A 17,253-nucleotide genomic window follows, 5' to 3' on the forward strand; every position below is an offset into this window, starting at 1 on the left:
AGGATCTGGCCGAGGGCGCTGTACGTTCAGAGGACCACGCGACAGCGTTTAAAGCTGCCAGTTGCGCGGTCATGCGCCGGATTTGGTCGTGCGTGCGTTCCGGCAGCGTCTTGACGTTCTGTGTCCAGACAGGGTGTCCGAACGCGGCAACATCAACCGCCTGCCGTGAAAGTACGCGCCTTCTACGCGGCGACTCGCCGTTCGTCAACCCTTAACCGCGAGTTTGGCCGCTCACAGCCCCGTGCGAGGCGTTGGCGTCGTTAGATTTCATCCATGACGGCCGCCACGCAACAAAGATGCTCGCATTTACGTCGCTGACAGTGATCCCCGTTAGGAGAATCGCGACACCATGCGGCCGGCTCGTGCACCGCACTCGCGATTCCCGATTCCACGAAAAAGGCCGCCCTGCGAGGGGCGGCCTTTCGATTCTGGCAGGTTTTGCCGGAGCGATCACTCGGCGGCAGCGGGACCTTCGAGGCGCGGCGCGTTTGAGGCAACGCCGTCCTGCTCGTTCTGCGCGGCGATCAAGTCGTCGCGGGTGGTAGCCGTCACACGGAGCTTCGCCATCTGTGCGCCGGTGCCCGCCGGGATGAGGCGGCCGACGATGACGTTCTCCTTGAGACCGGCGAGGTCATCGGACTTGCCGTTGACCGCCGCCTCGGTGAGCACGCGGGTCGTCTCCTGGAAGGAGGCGGCCGAGATGAAGGAGCGCGTCTGCAGGCTCGCCTTGGTGATGCCGAGCAGGACCGGGTGACCGGACGCGGGCTTCTTGCCCTCGGCGATCAGCCGCTCATTGATCTCGTTCAACTCCGAGGCGTCGATCTGCTCATTGGTCAGCAGGTCGCTCTCCCCGGCGTCGTCGATCTCAACCTTCTGCAGCATCTGGCGAACGATCACCTCGATGTGCTTGTCGTTGATGAGCACGCCCTGCAGCCGGTAGACCTCCTGGATCTCGTTCACGAGATAGGCCGCGAGTTCCTCGACGCCCTTGATCGCCAGAATGTCGTGCGGCGCCGGGTTGCCGTCGACGATGAAGTCCCCCTTCTCGACGAGGTCGCCATCCTGCAGGTGGATGTGCTTGCCCTTCGGGATCAGGTACTCGGCGGTATCGTCGTTCGAATCCTGCGGCTCGATGCTCACGCGGCGCTTGTTCTTGTAGTCCTTGCCGAAGCGGATCGTGCCCGAGATTTCGGCGATGATCGCCGCATCCTTCGGACGACGGGCCTCGAACAGCTCCGCCACGCGCGGCAGGCCGCCCGTGATGTCGCGGGTCTTGGCCGACTCCATCGGCACACGCGCCAGCACGTCACCCGCCTTGATGGTCGAGCCGGGATCGGCGGAAAGGATCGCGTCCACCGGCAGCGTGTAGCGGGCATCGCCGCCGCGCTGCAGCTTCAGCACCTTGCCATCCGCACCCTTCACCACCAGCGACGGACGCAGTTCCGAACCACGCCCGGTGCGCCAGTCGGTAACGACACGCTTGGCGATACCAGTCGATTCGTCGACCGTCTCGCTGAGCGAGGCGCCTTCGACCAGATCCTCGTAACCCACGATACCCTCGACCTCGGTGAGGATCGGGCGGGTGTACGGGTCCCACTCGGCGATGCGCTGGCCGCGCTTGATGGCGTCACCATCATCCACCTTCAGCTTGGCGCCGAACTGGATGCGGTGCGCCGCCTTTTCCGAACCGTCGTGATCGACGATCAGGACCGAAAGGTTGCGGCTCATCGCGATCAGTTCGCCATCGGAGTTCCGCACAACGTTGCGGTTGCGAATCTTCACCGTGCCCTCGAAGGAGGCCTCGATGAAGGACTGTTCGGACAGCTGCGCCGCGCCACCGATGTGGAAGGTACGCATGGTGAGCTGCGTACCCGGCTCGCCGATCGACTGGGCCGCGATGACGCCGACCGCCTCGCCCATGTTGACAGGCGTGCCGCGCGCCAGGTCACGCCCGTAGCAGGTCCCGCAGACGCCATTCTTGGCCTCGCAGGTCAGCACGGAGCGGATCTTGATCTCCTGCACGCCGGCCTTCGAGATGCGCTCGACATCCGCCTCGTCCATCATGTGGCCAGCCGGCACGATCACATTGCCGGTCGCGCCCTCGATCACGTCTTCGGCCGCGGTGCGGCCCAGAACACGCGAGCCGAGCGTGGCGACGATGTTGCCCGCGTCGATGATGGCGCGCATCGCGATACCGTTGGTGGTGCCGCAATCACGCAGGGTGATGATGCTGTCCTGAGCCACGTCAACAAGACGACGGGTCAGGTAGCCCGAGTTGGCGGTCTTCAGCGCGGTGTCAGCCAGACCCTTACGGGCACCGTGGGTCGAGTTGAAGTACTCGAGCACGGAGAGGCCTTCCTTGAAGTTCGAGATGATCGGCGTCTCGATGATCTCACCCGACGGCTTCGCCATCAGGCCGCGCATGGCGGCCAGCTGACGCATCTGCTCGCGCGAACCACGCGCGCCGGAATGCGCCATCATGTAGATCGAGTTGATCTGCTTCTCGCGACCCGTCACCGGGTCCTTCTTCACCGCCGAAATTTCGGCCATCATCTCATCGGCGAGGCGGGCGGAGCACTTGCCCCACGCATCGACGACCTTGTTGTACTTTTCGCCCTGGGTGATCAGGCCGTCATTGTACTGCTGCTCATATTCCTTGGTGAGCGCACGGGTCTCTTCGACCATGTCCCACTTCTTGGACGGCACCACCATGTCGTCCTTGCCGAACGAAATGCCGGCGCGGAAGGCGTTAGAGAAGCCGAGCGTCATGATGCGGTCGCAGAAGATGACCGTCTCCTTCTGACCGCAGTGGCGGTAGACGGTGTCGATCATGTTCGAGATTTCCTTCTTGGTCATCAGCTTGTTGACGACGTCGAAGGGGGTCTTCGGGTTCTTCGGCAGGAGTTCGCCGAGCTTCATGCGGCCCGGGGTGGTCTCGTAGATCTTCGGGGCCGGATTGCCGTCCTCGTCGACGCCGATATACCGTCCGCGCACCTTGGTGTGCAGGGTAATGGCCTTGGCCGCCAGCGCGTGGTCGATCTCGCCCATATTGGCGAAAGCCATGCCCTCACCGGGCTCACCCTCGCGCATCATGGTGAGATAGTAGAGGCCGAGAACGATGTCCTGCGACGGCACGATGATCGGCGCGCCGTTCGCGGGGTGCAGGATGTTGTTGGTCGACATCATCAGCACGCGCGCTTCCAACTGCGCCTCGATGGACAGGGGCACGTGCACCGCCATCTGGTCGCCGTCGAAGTCCGCGTTGAAGGCCGAGCAGACCAGCGGGTGCAGCTGGATCGCCTTGCCTTCGATCAGCACCGGCTCGAACGCCTGGATGCCCAGGCGATGCAGGGTCGGCGCACGGTTCAGCATTACCGGGTGCTCGCGGATCACCTCGTCGAGGATGTCCCACACCTCGGGACGCTCCTTCTCGACCAGCTTCTTCGCCTGCTTCACGGTCGCGGACAGGCCCTTCGCGTCGAGACGCGAATAGATGAAGGGCTTGAACAGCTCCAGCGCCATCTTCTTCGGCAGGCCGCACTGGTGCAGCTTCAGCTCGGGACCGACGACGATCACCGAACGGCCGGAATAGTCGACGCGCTTGCCGAGCAGGTTCTGGCGGAACCGTCCCTGCTTGCCCTTCAGCATATCGGCGAGCGACTTCAGCGGGCGCTTATTGGCACCGGTGATGACGCGGCCGCGGCGGCCGTTATCGAACAGCGCATCGACCGCTTCCTGAAGCATGCGCTTCTCGTTGCGGATGATGATGTCCGGCGCCTTCAGCTCGATCAGCCGCTTGAGACGATTGTTGCGGTTGATGACGCGGCGGTAGAGGTCGTTGAGGTCGGACGTGGCGAAGCGGCCGCCGTCCAGCGGGACGAGCGGGCGCAGGTCCGGCGGGATCACCGGCACATGCGTCAGGATCATCCACTCCGGCTTGTTGCCGGATTCCTGGAAGGCCTCGACGATCTTCAGACGCTTGGCCAGCTTCTTCGGCTTCAGCTCGGTGGTAGCCTCGGCGATCTCCTTGCGCAGATTGCCGGCGATCTTCTCCAGATCCATGCCACGCAGAATCTCGCGGATCGCCTCGGCGCCGATCAGGGCCGTGAACGAGTCGTCGCCATACTCTTCCTGCGCGCGCAGATAGTCCTCTTCCGAGAGGAGCTGACGCTCCTTCAGCGGGGTGAGGCCGGGCTCGATGACGCAGTAGTATTCGAAATACAGGATCCGCTCGAGGTCCTTGAGGGTCATGTCGAGCAGCAGGCCGATGCGGCTCGGCAGCGACTTCAGGAACCAGATATGCGCGACGGGGGCGGCAAGCTCGATGTGGCCCATGCGCTCACGGCGCACGCGCGACAGCGTGACTTCCACGCCGCACTTCTCGCAGATGATGCCCTTGTACTTCATGCGCTTGTACTTGCCGCACAGGCACTCATAGTCCTTGATAGGACCGAAAATGCGCGCGCAGAACAAGCCGTCACGCTCAGGCTTGAACGTGCGGTAGTTGATCGTTTCGGGCTTCTTGATCTCGCCGAAGGACCACGACAGGATCTTCTCCGGACTCGCGATCGAGATCTTGATCTGATCGAAAGTCGGCGCCGGCGCCGCCGGGTTGAAGAGATTCATGACCTCTTGATTCATCGCCGTCTCCTTCGGCTGGACCCCGCCTCCGCCGCCGCGGCTTGCTGGGGTCACGGAAAAGTCTGGTCTGTCGCGCGATCGAAAAGGCGGACGCGACCTGCGCGCCCGCCCTTGGTCTCAGTCGGTCATTCGGCCGCTGGCAGGCTCTCGCCCGGAGTCGGCACCGCCGAGAGCGTCTTGGAGTTCATCAGCTCGACATTGAGGCCGAGCGAACGCATCTCCTTCACGAGAACGTTGAAGCTCTCGGGAATGCCCGCCTCGAAGGTGTCGTCACCGCGCACGATGGCCTCGTAGACCTTGGTGCGGCCCGCGACGTCGTCCGACTTCACGGTGAGCATCTCCTGCAGCGTGTAGGCGGCGCCATAGGCCTCGAGCGCCCACACCTCCATTTCGCCGAAGCGCTGACCACCGAACTGCGCCTTGCCGCCCAGCGGCTGCTGGGTGACGAGTGAGTACGGACCGATCGAACGCGCATGGATCTTGTCGTCGACAAGATGATGCAGCTTCAGCATGTAGATGTAGCCAACCGTCACCTTACGGTCGAACTGCTCGCCAGTGCGGCCGTCGAACAGCGTCGACTGCGCCGACTTATCGAGACCGGCCAACTCCAGCATGTGCTCGATATCCGCCTCGCGGGCACCGTCGAACACCGGCGTGGCAATCGGCACACCGCGACGCAGGTTCGACCCCAGCTCGACCAGACCTTCCTCATCGAGCGAAGCGATGGTCTCGTCCTTGCCGTAGATCTTGCCGAACGCATCCTTAAGCGGCGCGATGTCCTGCGTCTGCCGGTAGCCTTCGATGGCGCGGTCGATCACGCGGCCGAGGCCGGCGCAAGCCCACCCCAGATGAGTCTCGAGGATCTGCCCGACATTCATGCGCGAGGGCACGCCGAGCGGGTTGAGCACCATGTCGACCGGGGTGCCGTCCTCAAGGAACGGCATGTCCTCGACCGGGACGATGCGCGAGACCACGCCCTTATTGCCGTGCCGGCCGGCCATCTTGTCGCCCGGCTGGATCTTGCGCTTCACCGCGATGAAGACCTTGACCATCTTCATCACGCCGGGCGGAAGCTCGTCACCGCGCTGCAGCTTCTCGACCTTGTCGAGGAACCGCTGCTCCAGACGCTTCTTGGACTCGTCGTACTGGTTGCGGATTGCTTCCAGCTCGCTCATCAGCTGATCGTCGGCGACGGCGAACTGCCACCACTGGCTGCGCGGGAACTCGGTCAGCACCGAACGGGTGAGCACCGTGTCCTTCTTGAAGCTCTTGGGGCCGGCAATGCCGGTCTTCCCGTCCAGCATCTCGGCCAAGCGGCCGAAGACGTTACGGTCAAGGATCGCCTGCTCGTCGTCGCGGTCCTTGGCGAGGCGTTCGATTTCCTCGCGCTCGATCGCCTGAGCACGCTCGTCCTTGTCGACGCCGTGACGATTGAACACGCGCACTTCGACAACCGTACCGGTGACGCCCGGGGGAACGCGCAGCGACGTGTCGCGCACGTCCGCTGCCTTCTCGCCGAAGATGGCGCGAAGCAGCTTCTCTTCCGGGGTCATCGGGCTCTCACCCTTCGGCGTGATCTTGCCGCAGAGGATGTCGCCCGCCTGCACTTCGGCGCCGATATAAACGATGCCGGCTTCGTCCAGATTCTTCAGCGCCTCTTCCGACACGTTCGGAATGTCGCGCGTGATTTCTTCCGGGCCGAGCTTGGTGTCGCGGGCCATCACTTCGAATTCCTCGATGTGGATCGAGGAGAAGATGTCGCCCTTGGAGATGTTCTCCGACAGCAGGATCGAGTCTTCGAAGTTGTAGCCGTTCCACGGCATGAAGGCGACGAGGATGTTCCGGCCGAGGGCGAGATCACCGAGATCGGTCGAGGGACCGTCAGCGATGATGTCACCCTTGCGCACGCGGTCGCCCACCCGCACCAGCGGACGCTGGTTGATGCAGGTCGACTGGTTCGAACGCTGGAACTTCTGCAGCCGGTAGATGTCGACGCCTGACTTCGACGGATCGTTCTCTTCCGTCGCGCGGATGACGATACGGGTCGCGTCCACCTGGTCGACGATGCCGGTGCGGCGCGCGCCGATGGCGGCGCCGGAATCGCGGGCGACCACGGACTCCATGCCCGTGCCGACGAAGGGGGCGTCGGCGCGAACGAGCGGCACAGCCTGGCGCTGCATGTTCGAGCCCATGAGCGCGCGGTTGGCGTCGTCGTTCTCAAGGAACGGGATGAGCGCGGCGGCGACCGAGACGAGCTGCTTGGGCGACACGTCCATGAAGTCGACGCGGTCGGGCGTGACCAGAAGAACGTCGCCGGCATGACGGCAGACGATCAGGTCTTCGGTGAAGCGCCCCTCAGCGTCGAGCGGGATGTTCGCCTGCGCGACGTAGTACTTCCCCTCCTCCATGGCGGAGAGATAGACCACCTCGTCCTGAACCTGGCTGTCCTTCACGCGGCGATAGGGCGCCTCGATGAAGCCGTACTTGTTCACGCGGGCAAAAGTAGCCAGCGAGTTGATCAGACCGATGTTCGGGCCTTCCGGCGTCTCAATCGGGCAGATGCGGCCGTAATGCGTCGGGTGCACGTCGCGCACCTCGAAGCCGGCGCGTTCGCGCGTCAGACCGCCCGGGCCAAGCGCCGAGAGACGGCGCTTGTGAGTGATCTCGGACAGCGGGTTGGTCTGGTCCATGAACTGCGAGAGCTGCGACGAGCCGAAGAACTCGCGCACCGCCGCCGCCACTGGCTTGGCGTTGATCAGGTCCTGCGGCATCACGGTGTCGATGTCGACGGACGACATGCGCTCCTTGATGGCGCGTTCCATGCGCAGCAGGCCGACGCGGTACTGGTTCTCCATCAGCTCGCCGACCGAGCGGACGCGGCGGTTGCCGAGGTGATCGATGTCGTCGATCTCGCCCTTACCGTCGCGCAGTTCGACCAGCGTCTTGATGACCGCGAGAATGTCCTCGCGGCGCAGCACGCGCACCGTGTCCTCGGCGTCGAGGTCGAGACGCATGTTCATCTTCACGCGGCCGACCGCGGAAAGATCGTAGCGCTCGGCGTCGAAGAACAACGAGTGGAACATCGCCTGCGCGGAATCGAGCGTCGGCGGCTCGCCGGGACGCATCACGCGGTAGATGTCGAACAGCGCGTCCTCGCGGGTGACGTTCTTGTCGACAGCCAGCGTGTTGCGGATATACGCGCCCACATTGACGTGGTCGATGTCGAGGATCGGCACCTCGTCGTAGCCAAGCTCGACAAGCTGCTTCAGCATCTTCTCGGTGACTTCCTCACCGGCTTCGACATAGATCTCACCCGACGTCGGGTTGACGATGTCCTCGGCCACATACTGGCCGACCATCTCTTCGTCGGAGATCTTGAGCGCCTTGAGGCCCTTCTCGGCGAGCTGGCGGGCCTGACGTACCGTCACCTTCTTGCCGGCCTCGATCACGACTTCGCCGGTGTCGGCGTCGACGAGATCGGCGACGGCCTTGTAGCCCTTCATCCGCTTGGGATCGAAAGGCATGCGCCAGCCATCCTTCGTGCGGGCGAAGGTGATGGTCTCATAGAAGGTGTTGAGGATCTCTTCGCCGTCGAGACCGAGGGCGAACAGCAGGCTCGTCACCGGAATCTTGCGGCGGCGGTCGATACGCGCATAGACGATGTCCTTGGCGTCGAACTCGATGTCGAGCCAGGAACCGCGATAGGGGATGATACGCGCAGCGAACAGCAGCTTGCCGCTGGAGTGCGTCTTGCCCTTGTCGTGGTCGAAGAACACGCCCGGCGAACGGTGCATCTGCGAGACGATGACGCGCTCGGTCCCGTTGACAATGAACGTGCCGTTCATCGTCATCAGCGGGATGTCGCCCATATAGACGTCCTGCTCCTTGATGTCCTTGACGGACTTGGAGCCGGTGTCGGGATCGACATCAAACACGATCAGACGGAGCGTCACCTTCAGCGGCGCAGCGAAGGTCATGCCGCGCTGGCGGCACTCGTCAACGTCGTACTTCGGCGGCTCGAATTCGTAGCGGACGAATTCGAGCATGGCAGCGCCCGAAAAGTCCGAAATCGGGAAAACCGACTTGAAAACCGCCTGAATGCCGTCGTCGGCGCGACCGCCCTTCGGCTCAACGATCTGCAGGAACTGGTCATAGGACGCCTTCTGAACCTCGATGAGGTTCGGCATCTCAGCCACTTCCTGGATCTTGCCGAAAAACTTGCGGACCCGCTTACGACCGGTGAACGTCTGCGCCATGTCGCTCCTCGCTCCGTCCGAGTATCCGTCAGCGCCATCCACGAACCCGGCGGGAGGGCCGGTGGCCTTGCGTGGAGGCTTAAGATCACAAAACAATCCGACAAGGTTGAGGCACTCTCCGTGCCTGCCTCCGGCCGTTCCGCAACCGACGGCTCGCCAGACGACCCGCTCCGGATCGTCGGGGAAGCCGTCGGGCTTCCTGAAGTTCGCCTTCGATGTGAAGGCAGAGGCCGCCGGCGAACCGGCGGCCTCGCATGATCAGATGATCACTTGAGCTCGACCTTGGCGCCGGCCTTCTCGACCTGAGCCTTGATCTTCTCGGCCTCGTCCTTGGTCACGCCTTCCTTGATCGGCTTGGGCGCGCCTTCGACGAGGTCCTTGGCTTCCTTGAGGCCCAGGCCGGTGATGGCGCGGACTTCCTTGATGACCTCGATCTTCTTGTCGCCGGCCGCGGCCAGGACAACGGTGAACTCGGTCTGCTCTTCGACCGGGGCAGCGGCAGCGGCCGGAGCAGCGGCAACAGCCACGGCGGCGGCGGCGGAAACGCCCCACTTCTCTTCGAGGAGCTTCGCGAGCTCGGCGGCCTCGAGAACGGTCAGGGCGGACAGCTCGTCAACGAGCTTCGACAGATCAGCCATTTTACTTAAGTCCTTGGATTTCGGTTCGAACCAGTATTACCGGGAAGCCTCACGCGGCTTCGTTCTCTTTGGCATAGGCCGCAAACACGCGGGCGAGCTTGGCCGCCGGCGCGGTGCTGAGCTGCGCGATCTTGGTCGCCGGGGCCTGGATGAGGCCGACCAGCTTCGCACGCAGTTCATCAAGGGACGGCATGGTGGCCAGAGCCTTCACACCATCCACATTCAGGGCCGTGGTGCCGAACGCTCCGCCGAGAATGACGAACTTGTCATTCGCCTTGGCGAAGTCGACGGCGACCTTCGGAGCCGCAACAGGATCGCTCGAATAAGCGATGATGGTCGGACCCTTCAGCAGGGAACCGACATGTGCGACGTCCGAACCTTCGAGAGCGATCTTGGCGAGGCGGTTCTTCGCCACCTTCACGGTCGCACCATTCGCCTTCATCTGCCGACGCAGGGTCTGCAGCTGAGCGACGGTGAGGCCGGAATAGTGGGCCACGACGACGACCGACGTGTTGTTGAACACCTCGGTGAGCGACGTGACGAGCTCTTCTTTTTGTGCTCGATCCACTTCACTTGCTCTCCGGTGGCGAGGAAGGGTGACTTCCCCGCCGGGTTTGCGCCTTGCTGCCCCTCCTTGCGGAGCGGCAGCGGTGGTATCCTGTCCCCTGGGACCGGAAAACCGGCCAAGGCGCTGGTTCGAGCCGAAAGCCAGGACCGGCGAACCGGAACCGTGCATCGGTCGTAACCCCGTCTATGCTGGCCCCGGAATGGGATTAAGCCGCCTCGAAGAGGGGCACCGGCAGTCTCGGACAGGACATAAAGCCGGCAAGGCGAACCCTGCCGGCCTCTCCGCCCGGTTTTAAGCGGGCGAAAGCTGAAAATTCATCGGCACGCGGCCGACAATATCGGCAACGAAACCGCCCATATAGTGAGTCGCGTGGGATTTGTCACCCCTGATAGCACCGAGGGCTTGACAAATCCACACCGTCGCAATCACGGGACCGCGACCGGCCCCGTGATGCGCGCGCAGTAACAATCAGCCCGCAACCAGCACAGAAGCCGGCTCGACCTTCAGGCCGGGGCCCATGGTCGAGGAGACGGCGACGCGCTGGACATAAGTGCCCTTCGCGCCGGTCGGCTTGGCCTTGACCACCGCGTCAGCGAAGGCCCGGATGTTCTCGGCGAGCTTGTCGACCGGGAACGAGGCCTTGCCGATGCCGGCGTGGATGATGCCAGCCTTCTCGACACGGAACTCGACGGCACCACCCTTGGCGGCCTCGACCGCACCCTTCACGTCCATGGTGACGGTGCCAACCTTCGGGTTCGGCATCAGACCGCGCGGGCCCAGCACCTTACCGAGACGGCCGACGAGCGGCATCAGATCAGGGGTGGCGATGCAGCGATCGAAATCGATCGTGCCGCCCTGGATGGTTTCGAGCAGGTCCTCGGCACCGACAATATCGGCACCGGCGGCCTTGGCCTCATCAGCCTTGGCGCCGCGCGCGAACACGGCGACGCGCACGGTGCGGCCCGAGCCGTTCGGCAGGTTGCACACGCCACGGACCATCTGGTCGGCGTGACGGGGATCGACGCCGAGGTTCAAAGCCACTTCGATGGTCTCATCGAACTTGGCGTTGGCGCGATCCTTCAGCAGCTGAATCGCCTCGTCGAGACCATACAGCTTGGCGGGATCAATGCCCTCGCGGACGGCGCGAACACGCTTGGAAATCTTGGCCATCAGCTCAACCCACCACTTCGAGGCCCATGGAACGGGCGGAGCCCTCGATCATGCGCACCGCCGCGTCGACGGTATCGCAGTTGAGGTCCTTCATCTTCTTCTCGGCGATCTCGCGCATCTGGTTCTGCGAGATCTTGCCGACGAAGCCGCCCTTGCCCGGGGTCTTGGAACCGGAGCCGGGCTTCTTCTTGGTCTCAAGGCCAGCGGCCTTCTTCAGGAAGTAGGAAACCGGCGGGGTCTTCAGCTCGAAGGTGAAGGAACGATCCTGATAGGCGGTGATAACGACCGGGATCGGCATGCCCTTTTCGAGCTGGCCGGTCTGGGCGTTGAACGCCTTGCAGAATTCCATGATGTTGAGGCCGCGCTGACCGAGCGCCGGGCCGATCGGCGGGGCCGGATTGGCCGAGCCGGCGGGCACCTGCAACTTGATGTAGCCGGTGATCTTCTTCGCCATAGTGAACTCCTCGGCGGCGCGACAGCCAGTCGCAAACGCCAAAGCACGCCGTCGCGACGGCTTCATCGCGTGCGGCGTAAATGGAGGATCGCGGTAGCGGCACGTTTACAACGCTGGCTGGCGAACCGGCCGTGCCTCCCGCGTATGAGTGCATGCCGGAGACCGACGCCTCCTGCTTGCAGGGCCTCGCATACAGGATCAACCGGCCTAATGCAACCGGGCCGACATTTCCGCTGGCCTGCACTACGGCCGGCTCACGCCGCCGACGGCAGCGCCCGGCGGCGGCGATGCGCTTCGCGGGCGAGGATCGCGTCCGCATCAAGGCTGCGAATCGGCTGGCTGAGATCGCGCGGCACATCGCCTTCCATTTGGAGAGCGAGATAGCGCCCGCAGCACACGCGTAGAAAAGACGCGAAGTTCTCGACGCCCCCATGGGCGAAGGTCAGTTCCTCATGCAGCTTGGCGAGCAGCTGCGAGAGACTCATGCCGTCGCGCAGGGCGATCTCCTCCAGCACCTGCCAATACAGGTTCTCCAGCCGCACGCTGGTGGAGAAGCCGTTGAGCCTCAGCGATTTGAGCCGCGTCTGCCACAGGCTCGGATCGGCCTCGATGAAGAGCTTGCACATGGAGCGCCTCCTCGGCGGCGGGGTCCCCTCCCCGCCACACGCATCATAGCCCCGAACCCCGGAGAGGCGAAGATCGGGGCAGGCAGCGTAACTCAGGCCGCCTCGCGCGCCCCGGTCGTTACCTCGCCATGGGCGATGGTCGTGCCGAGTACGGCAAGGAACTGGGCAATCCACGCCGGGTGCGCCGGCCAGGCTGGCGCGGATACCAGATTGCCGTCCGTCACCGCCGCGTCGATGGCGATATCGGCATAGGTACCGCCCGCAAGCTCCACTTCGGCGCGACACGCGGGGTAGGCCGAACAGGTCCGTCCTTCGAGAACGCGGGCGCCGGCGAGCAGTTGGGCGCCGTGGCAGATAGCGGCGACCGGCTTGTCGGCCGCGAAGAAGTGGCGAACGATCTCCAAGGCGCGGTCGTTCATCCGCAGATATTCCGGCGCCCGGCCACCGGGAATCACCAGCGCGTCATAGCGAGCGGGATCGACCTCGGCGAAGGTCGCGTTGAGCGCGAAATTGTGGCCGCGCTTTTCCGAATAGGTCTGCTGACCCTCGAAATCGTGGATCGCGGTCGCGACACTGTCACCGGCCCGCTTGTCCGGGCAGACCGCATGCACCGTGTGCCCGACGGCCAGCAGCGCCTGGAACGGCACCATGGTCTCGTAGTCTTCGACAAAATCGCCGACGATCATCAGAATGCGTTTGCCAGCCATTCTCTCCTCCCAGGTTACGCCGCCGTCCGCAGTCGGGCGGCGGCAGGTCTTGGAGAGAGATTAGAACAGCCGGCGCGCAGAGAGGTGTTAACCCGTTAACGCGCAGGCCAACGAAAAAGGGCGCCGCCGAAGCCGCGCCCTTGCAAAATCTCGGTCGAAAGCGAACTGACCATCAGACCTTTTCTACCTGCCCAAATTCCAGTTCGACGGGCGTGGCGCGGCCGAAGATGGACACCGCCACCTTGAGGCGCGAGCGGCCCTCGTCGACCTCTTCGACCACGCCGTTGAACGACGCGAACGGGCCGTCCGACACCTTGACCGTCTCACCGACCTCGAAGGTGATCGAAGGCTTGGGACGCTCAATGCCCTCCTGCACCTGCTGAAGGATGCGCATGGCCTCCTTCTCGGCGATCGGCATCGGCTTATTGTCAGCGCCGAGGAAACCGGTGACCTTCGGCGTGTTCTTGATGAGATGGAAGGCCTCGTCGGTCAGGTCCATCTTCACCAGCACGTAGCCGGGGAAGAACTTGCGCTCGGCGTCGACCTTACGACCGCGGCGCACTTCGACGACCTTCTCGGTCGGCACAAGCACCTGCTCGAACAGGTCGGTAAGGCCGCGCTGCGCGGCCTGCTCCTTGATGGAGTCCGCGACCTTCTTCTCGAAATTGGAATAGGCGTGGACGATGTACCAGCGCATCGGCATCGCGTCTCTCCTCAACGGCCGATCTGCAGGATCTGAGCAACCGCGAAGCTCAGAATCTGGTCGGCGACCAGGAAGAACAGCGAGGCCAGCACCACCATGACGAACACCATCGCGGTAGTGATGAGCGTCTCGCGACGGGTCGGCCAGGTGACCTTGCGGGCTTCCGCGCGGACCTGCTGAAAGAACTCGACCGGGTTCGTCTTCGCCATGCTCGTCTCGAAACGCCTCTGATGCGGCCCGCGCCGATATCGGCTGATCGCGGCGCGCCGCCTGCGGGTCCCGCCCTGCACGCCTTTCGGCGTCCCGGCAACACGACCCTCTAAAAATGCACGAAGCGGGCGTATAGCCCGCAAAGCCGCCTCGCGTCAAAGAACCTTTGGCGCTCTTGCCTGCCACTTCCAGGGAAAGTGGCAGGAGTGGAGGGACTCGAACCCCCAACCCCCGGTTTTGGAGACCGGTGCTCTAACCAGTTGAGCTACACTCCTAGAAGAGTCGGACGGGGCGACGCCCGGGTCGTCCGACTCTCGAATCGCGAGGCACTATAACCGGCCGCGCGCCTACGTCGAGGGGCGCGAGGCCCGGTTTCAACAGTTCGGCAGCAAAGCGTGAAAAACTTTGTTGCCGGAAAGGGATGCGACCCGCGCACCCCCTGCTCGTGGCGTCACTCGATGATGGAGGCGACGACGCCGGCGCCGACGGTGCGGCCGCCTTCGCGGATGGCGAAGCGCAGCTTCTCTTCCATCGCGATCGGAACGATCAGCGCCACGTCAACCGTGATGTTGTCGCCCGGCATCACCATTTCCGTGCCTTCCGGCAGGGTCACGATGCCCGTCACGTCCGTCGTGCGGAAATAGAACTGCGGACGGTAGTTGGTGAAGAACGGCGTGTGGCGGCCGCCCTCTTCCTTCGTCAGGATGTAGGCTTCGGCCTTGAACTTCGTGTGCGGCTTCACCGAACCCGGCTTGCACACGACCTGGCCGCGCTCGACGTCCTCGCGCTTCGTGCCGCGGACAAGGATACCGACGTTGTCGCCGGCCTGGCCCTGGTCGAGCAGCTTGCGGAACATTTCCACGCCCGTCACCGTCGTCTTCACCGTCGGACGGATGCCGACGATCTCGACTTCCTCGCCGACCTTGATCACGCCGCGCTCGACGCGACCGGTCACCACGGTGCCGCGGCCCGAGATCGAGAACACGTCTTCGATCGGCATCAGGAACGGCAGGTCAACCGGACGCTCCGGCTGCGGGATGTAGGCGTCCACCGACTCCATCAGCTTCAGGATGGCGTCGCGGCCGAGCTTGGCATCGCCGTTCTCGAGAGCCACAAGCGCCGAGCCACGGATGATCGGAATGTCGTCGCCCGGGAAGTCGTACTTCGACAGAAGCTCGCGAACCTCGAGCTCCACCAGCTCAAGCAGTTCCTCGTCGTCGACCATGTCGCACTTGTTGAGGAACACCACCAGAGCCGGAACGCCGACCTGACGCGCCAGCAGGATGTGCTCGCGGGTCTGCGGCATCGGGCCGTCCGCCGCCGACACAACCAGGATCGCGCCGTCCATCTGCGCCGCGCCCGTGATCATGTTCTTCACATAGTCGGCGTGGCCGGGGCAGTCGACATGCGCGTAGTGGCGGTTCGTCGTCTCGTACTCAACGTGAGCGGTCGAGATCGTGATGCCGCGCGCCTTCTCTTCCGGCGCCTTGTCGATCTGGTCGTACGCCGTGAACGTCGCGCCGCCCGTCTCCGCAAGAACCTTCGTGATCGCTGCCGTCAGAGACGTCTTGCCATGGTCAACATGGCCAATCGTCCCGATGTTGCAGTGAGGCTTCGAACGGTTGAACTTCTCTTTGGCCATAACTCGTTTCCTTCAGCGGCATACGGGCCGCGAAAAATCGGGCCGTGGGATAGGCGGTTTCCCGGCTTTCCGCAAGTGGCGCGTTGCGCCGCAGCTGCGGTAGGGACAAACGCATCGCCCTCGGGCTGGTTCGGCGCAGGACCGCGCCGTCGCCTCATATAGGGGCTTGGGAGAAAAGTGGAGCGGGTGAAGGGAATCGAACCCTCGTCATCAGCTTGGAAGGCTGTTGCTCTACCATTGAGCTACACCCGCGAGGTCGGCATAGATTAGCGGAAGGCGACGTGGTGGGGGAGGTAGGACTCGAACCTACGAAGGCATAGCCAGCGGATTTACAGTCCGCCCCCTTTGCCGCTCGGGACACTCCCCCTCGCACGTCGGCCGATCTGCGATGCGTCGAAATGCATCGGCTTGTCGACCTGACCGGAAACCTACGCGATGCGGCTCCCGTGCGGCCGGCTTTATGGTGAGGTGCCCCTTCCCTGTCAACCCCGCTCCGTTCGTCGGCTTTCAAGGCTGTGGATCACGTGGCGATTTCGCGCGAGGCTGGGGGAATGAAAGTCGCGCGCGCCGGACAGGAAGAGCGGCCGCGACAAGGCAAATTGCCAAGCGGCGCGCGCCGTGACAGAACGCGCGCATGAACGATCGCTCCAGCCGTCCGCCCGGCCGTCCCAAGCCTTCCGCCTCCCGTACTCGCCAGCCCCGCCCGCGTCCCGCCGGCCGGCCTTTTGGCGCATGGCCGGACGATGTGGCGATTCTGTATGGCTGGCACAGTGTGGTCGAAGCGCTGCGCAATCCGCGCCGCAAGCTGCGCCGGCTGATGCTGACTGAGAACGCCGCGCGGCGTCTGCAGGAAGAAGGAATCCCGCACCGGCTGGATCCCGAAATCGTACGCCCCGGTGAGATCGACCGGCTGCTCGACCCCGATGCGGTGCACCAGGGCATGCTTGCCGAGTGCGACCCTCTGCCTTCGCTTAGCCTTGCCAAGGCGGCGGAATGCGATCTTCTGCTGGTGCTCGACCAGATCACCGATCCGCATAATGTCGGCGCCATCGTGCGCTCGGCGGCGGCGCTGAAGGTCGGCGCCATCGTCACCACGGCTCGCCATAGCCCCGCCGCGACAGGCGTGCTCGCCAAGAGCGCGAGCGGTGGGCTGGAACATGTGCCCTTTTGTTTTGTGGGCAATCTGGCGCGTGCGCTCGACGAACTGAAGCAGAACGGCGTCCAGGTCGTCGGGCTCGACAGCGAGGGGCCGGCTGATCTGGTCGACACCCCCCTCTCCTCTCCCGTCGCGCTGGTGCTCGGCGCGGAGGGCAAAGGGCTGCGGCAGCTGACGCGGCAAACCTGCGACACGCTAGCGCGCATCGATCTTCCCGGCGCCATCGTCAGCTTGAACGTGTCAAACGCCGCCGTGCTCGCGCTCTATATCGCCCGCCGGGCGATCGGCGCCCCGGCCTGAACCAAGGCATGGTGTCGCCCCGGCTTTACTTGAGAAACGCCGGCTCTTCTGCTGCATTGCAACATAAGCGGCAGTTTACGACCAATTGCCAATCGTCAAAACGCCCCGCTTTCGCCACTCTCCCCTGAGGCAAGCGACGGAATCGGAGAATTCCGCGCGCCAGGACACCGGGGAAAGGCATC

General features: G+C 64.0%; 12 protein-coding genes and 3 tRNA genes. 1 reads left to right on the forward strand and 14 read right to left on the reverse strand.

What is annotated here, in order from left to right:
* Positions 1-450: 450 nt before the first annotated feature.
* From rpoC to ACP2AH_RS02130, 14 genes are all read right to left on the reverse strand, one after another.
* Entirely contained in the window at positions 451-4,641 is a 4,191-nt protein-coding gene (gene rpoC / locus ACP2AH_RS02065) for a DNA-directed RNA polymerase subunit beta' (RefSeq protein WP_421697479.1), read from the reverse strand.
* 125 nt (positions 4,642-4,766) lie between these two features.
* On the reverse strand, positions 4,767-8,897 hold the full coding sequence (gene rpoB, locus ACP2AH_RS02070; protein ID WP_244376925.1) for a DNA-directed RNA polymerase subunit beta: 4,131 nt from the start codon (positions 8,895-8,897) through the stop codon (positions 4,767-4,769).
* Between the two features lie 266 nt (positions 8,898-9,163).
* Positions 9,164-9,535 carry a 50S ribosomal protein L7/L12 gene (gene rplL / locus ACP2AH_RS02075; RefSeq protein WP_425104278.1) on the reverse strand — a complete coding sequence of 124 codons (372 nt, stop codon included), beginning with the start codon at positions 9,533-9,535 and terminating at the stop codon, positions 9,164-9,166.
* 49 nt (positions 9,536-9,584) lie between these two features.
* Positions 9,585-10,103 (reverse strand): 50S ribosomal protein L10, encoded by a 519-nt coding sequence (rplJ, locus tag ACP2AH_RS02080; protein ID WP_371345855.1) that lies wholly within the window; start codon positions 10,101-10,103, stop codon positions 9,585-9,587.
* Positions 10,104-10,571: 468 nt separating this feature from the next.
* Entirely contained in the window at positions 10,572-11,273 is a 702-nt protein-coding gene (rplA, locus tag ACP2AH_RS02085) for a 50S ribosomal protein L1 (protein ID WP_421697478.1), read from the reverse strand.
* Between the two features lie 4 nt (positions 11,274-11,277).
* On the reverse strand, positions 11,278-11,727 hold the full coding sequence (gene rplK, locus ACP2AH_RS02090) for a 50S ribosomal protein L11 (RefSeq protein ID WP_244376929.1): 450 nt from the start codon (positions 11,725-11,727) through the stop codon (positions 11,278-11,280).
* Positions 11,728-11,981: 254 nt separating this feature from the next.
* Positions 11,982-12,353, reverse strand: a complete 372-nt coding sequence (locus tag ACP2AH_RS02095) for a ribbon-helix-helix domain-containing protein (RefSeq protein ID WP_421697477.1) — start codon at positions 12,351-12,353, stop codon at positions 11,982-11,984.
* Positions 12,354-12,445: 92 nt separating this feature from the next.
* A complete protein-coding gene (locus tag ACP2AH_RS02100; RefSeq protein WP_425104279.1) occupies positions 12,446-13,060 on the reverse strand; it encodes a DJ-1/PfpI family protein in 615 nt (204 codons plus the stop codon).
* Positions 13,061-13,232: 172 nt separating this feature from the next.
* Positions 13,233-13,763: a transcription termination/antitermination protein NusG gene (gene nusG / locus ACP2AH_RS02105; RefSeq protein WP_244376932.1), complete on the reverse strand. Its 531-nt coding sequence runs from the start codon at positions 13,761-13,763 to the stop codon at positions 13,233-13,235.
* Between the two features lie 11 nt (positions 13,764-13,774).
* Positions 13,775-13,972 carry a preprotein translocase subunit SecE gene (gene secE, locus ACP2AH_RS02110; protein WP_421697474.1) on the reverse strand — a complete coding sequence of 66 codons (198 nt, stop codon included), beginning with the start codon at positions 13,970-13,972 and terminating at the stop codon, positions 13,775-13,777.
* A 199-nt stretch (positions 13,973-14,171) separates the two neighbouring features.
* Positions 14,172-14,248, reverse strand: a tRNA-Trp gene (locus tag ACP2AH_RS02115).
* A 176-nt stretch (positions 14,249-14,424) separates the two neighbouring features.
* On the reverse strand, positions 14,425-15,615 hold the full coding sequence (tuf, locus tag ACP2AH_RS02120) for an elongation factor Tu (RefSeq protein ID WP_244376921.1): 1,191 nt from the start codon (positions 15,613-15,615) through the stop codon (positions 14,425-14,427).
* Positions 15,616-15,793: 178 nt separating this feature from the next.
* Positions 15,794-15,867: transfer RNA gene (locus ACP2AH_RS02125), tRNA-Gly, on the reverse strand.
* Positions 15,868-15,897: 30 nt separating this feature from the next.
* A tRNA-Tyr gene (locus ACP2AH_RS02130) sits at positions 15,898-15,982 on the reverse strand.
* Positions 15,983-16,249: 267 nt separating this feature from the next.
* On the opposite strand from ACP2AH_RS02130, the gene ACP2AH_RS02135 reads away from it, so the two are divergent.
* The gene (locus tag ACP2AH_RS02135; RefSeq protein WP_425104280.1) at positions 16,250-17,071 is read left to right on the forward strand and encodes a TrmH family RNA methyltransferase; all 822 of its coding nucleotides are present in this window, start codon (positions 16,250-16,252) and stop codon (positions 17,069-17,071) included.
* Positions 17,072-17,253: the final 182 nt, after the last annotated feature.

Origin of the sequence: Ancylobacter sp. (assembly GCF_965249975.1) — a bacterium.
In the GTDB taxonomy this organism is placed as follows: Bacteria; Pseudomonadota; Alphaproteobacteria; order Rhizobiales; family Xanthobacteraceae; genus Ancylobacter.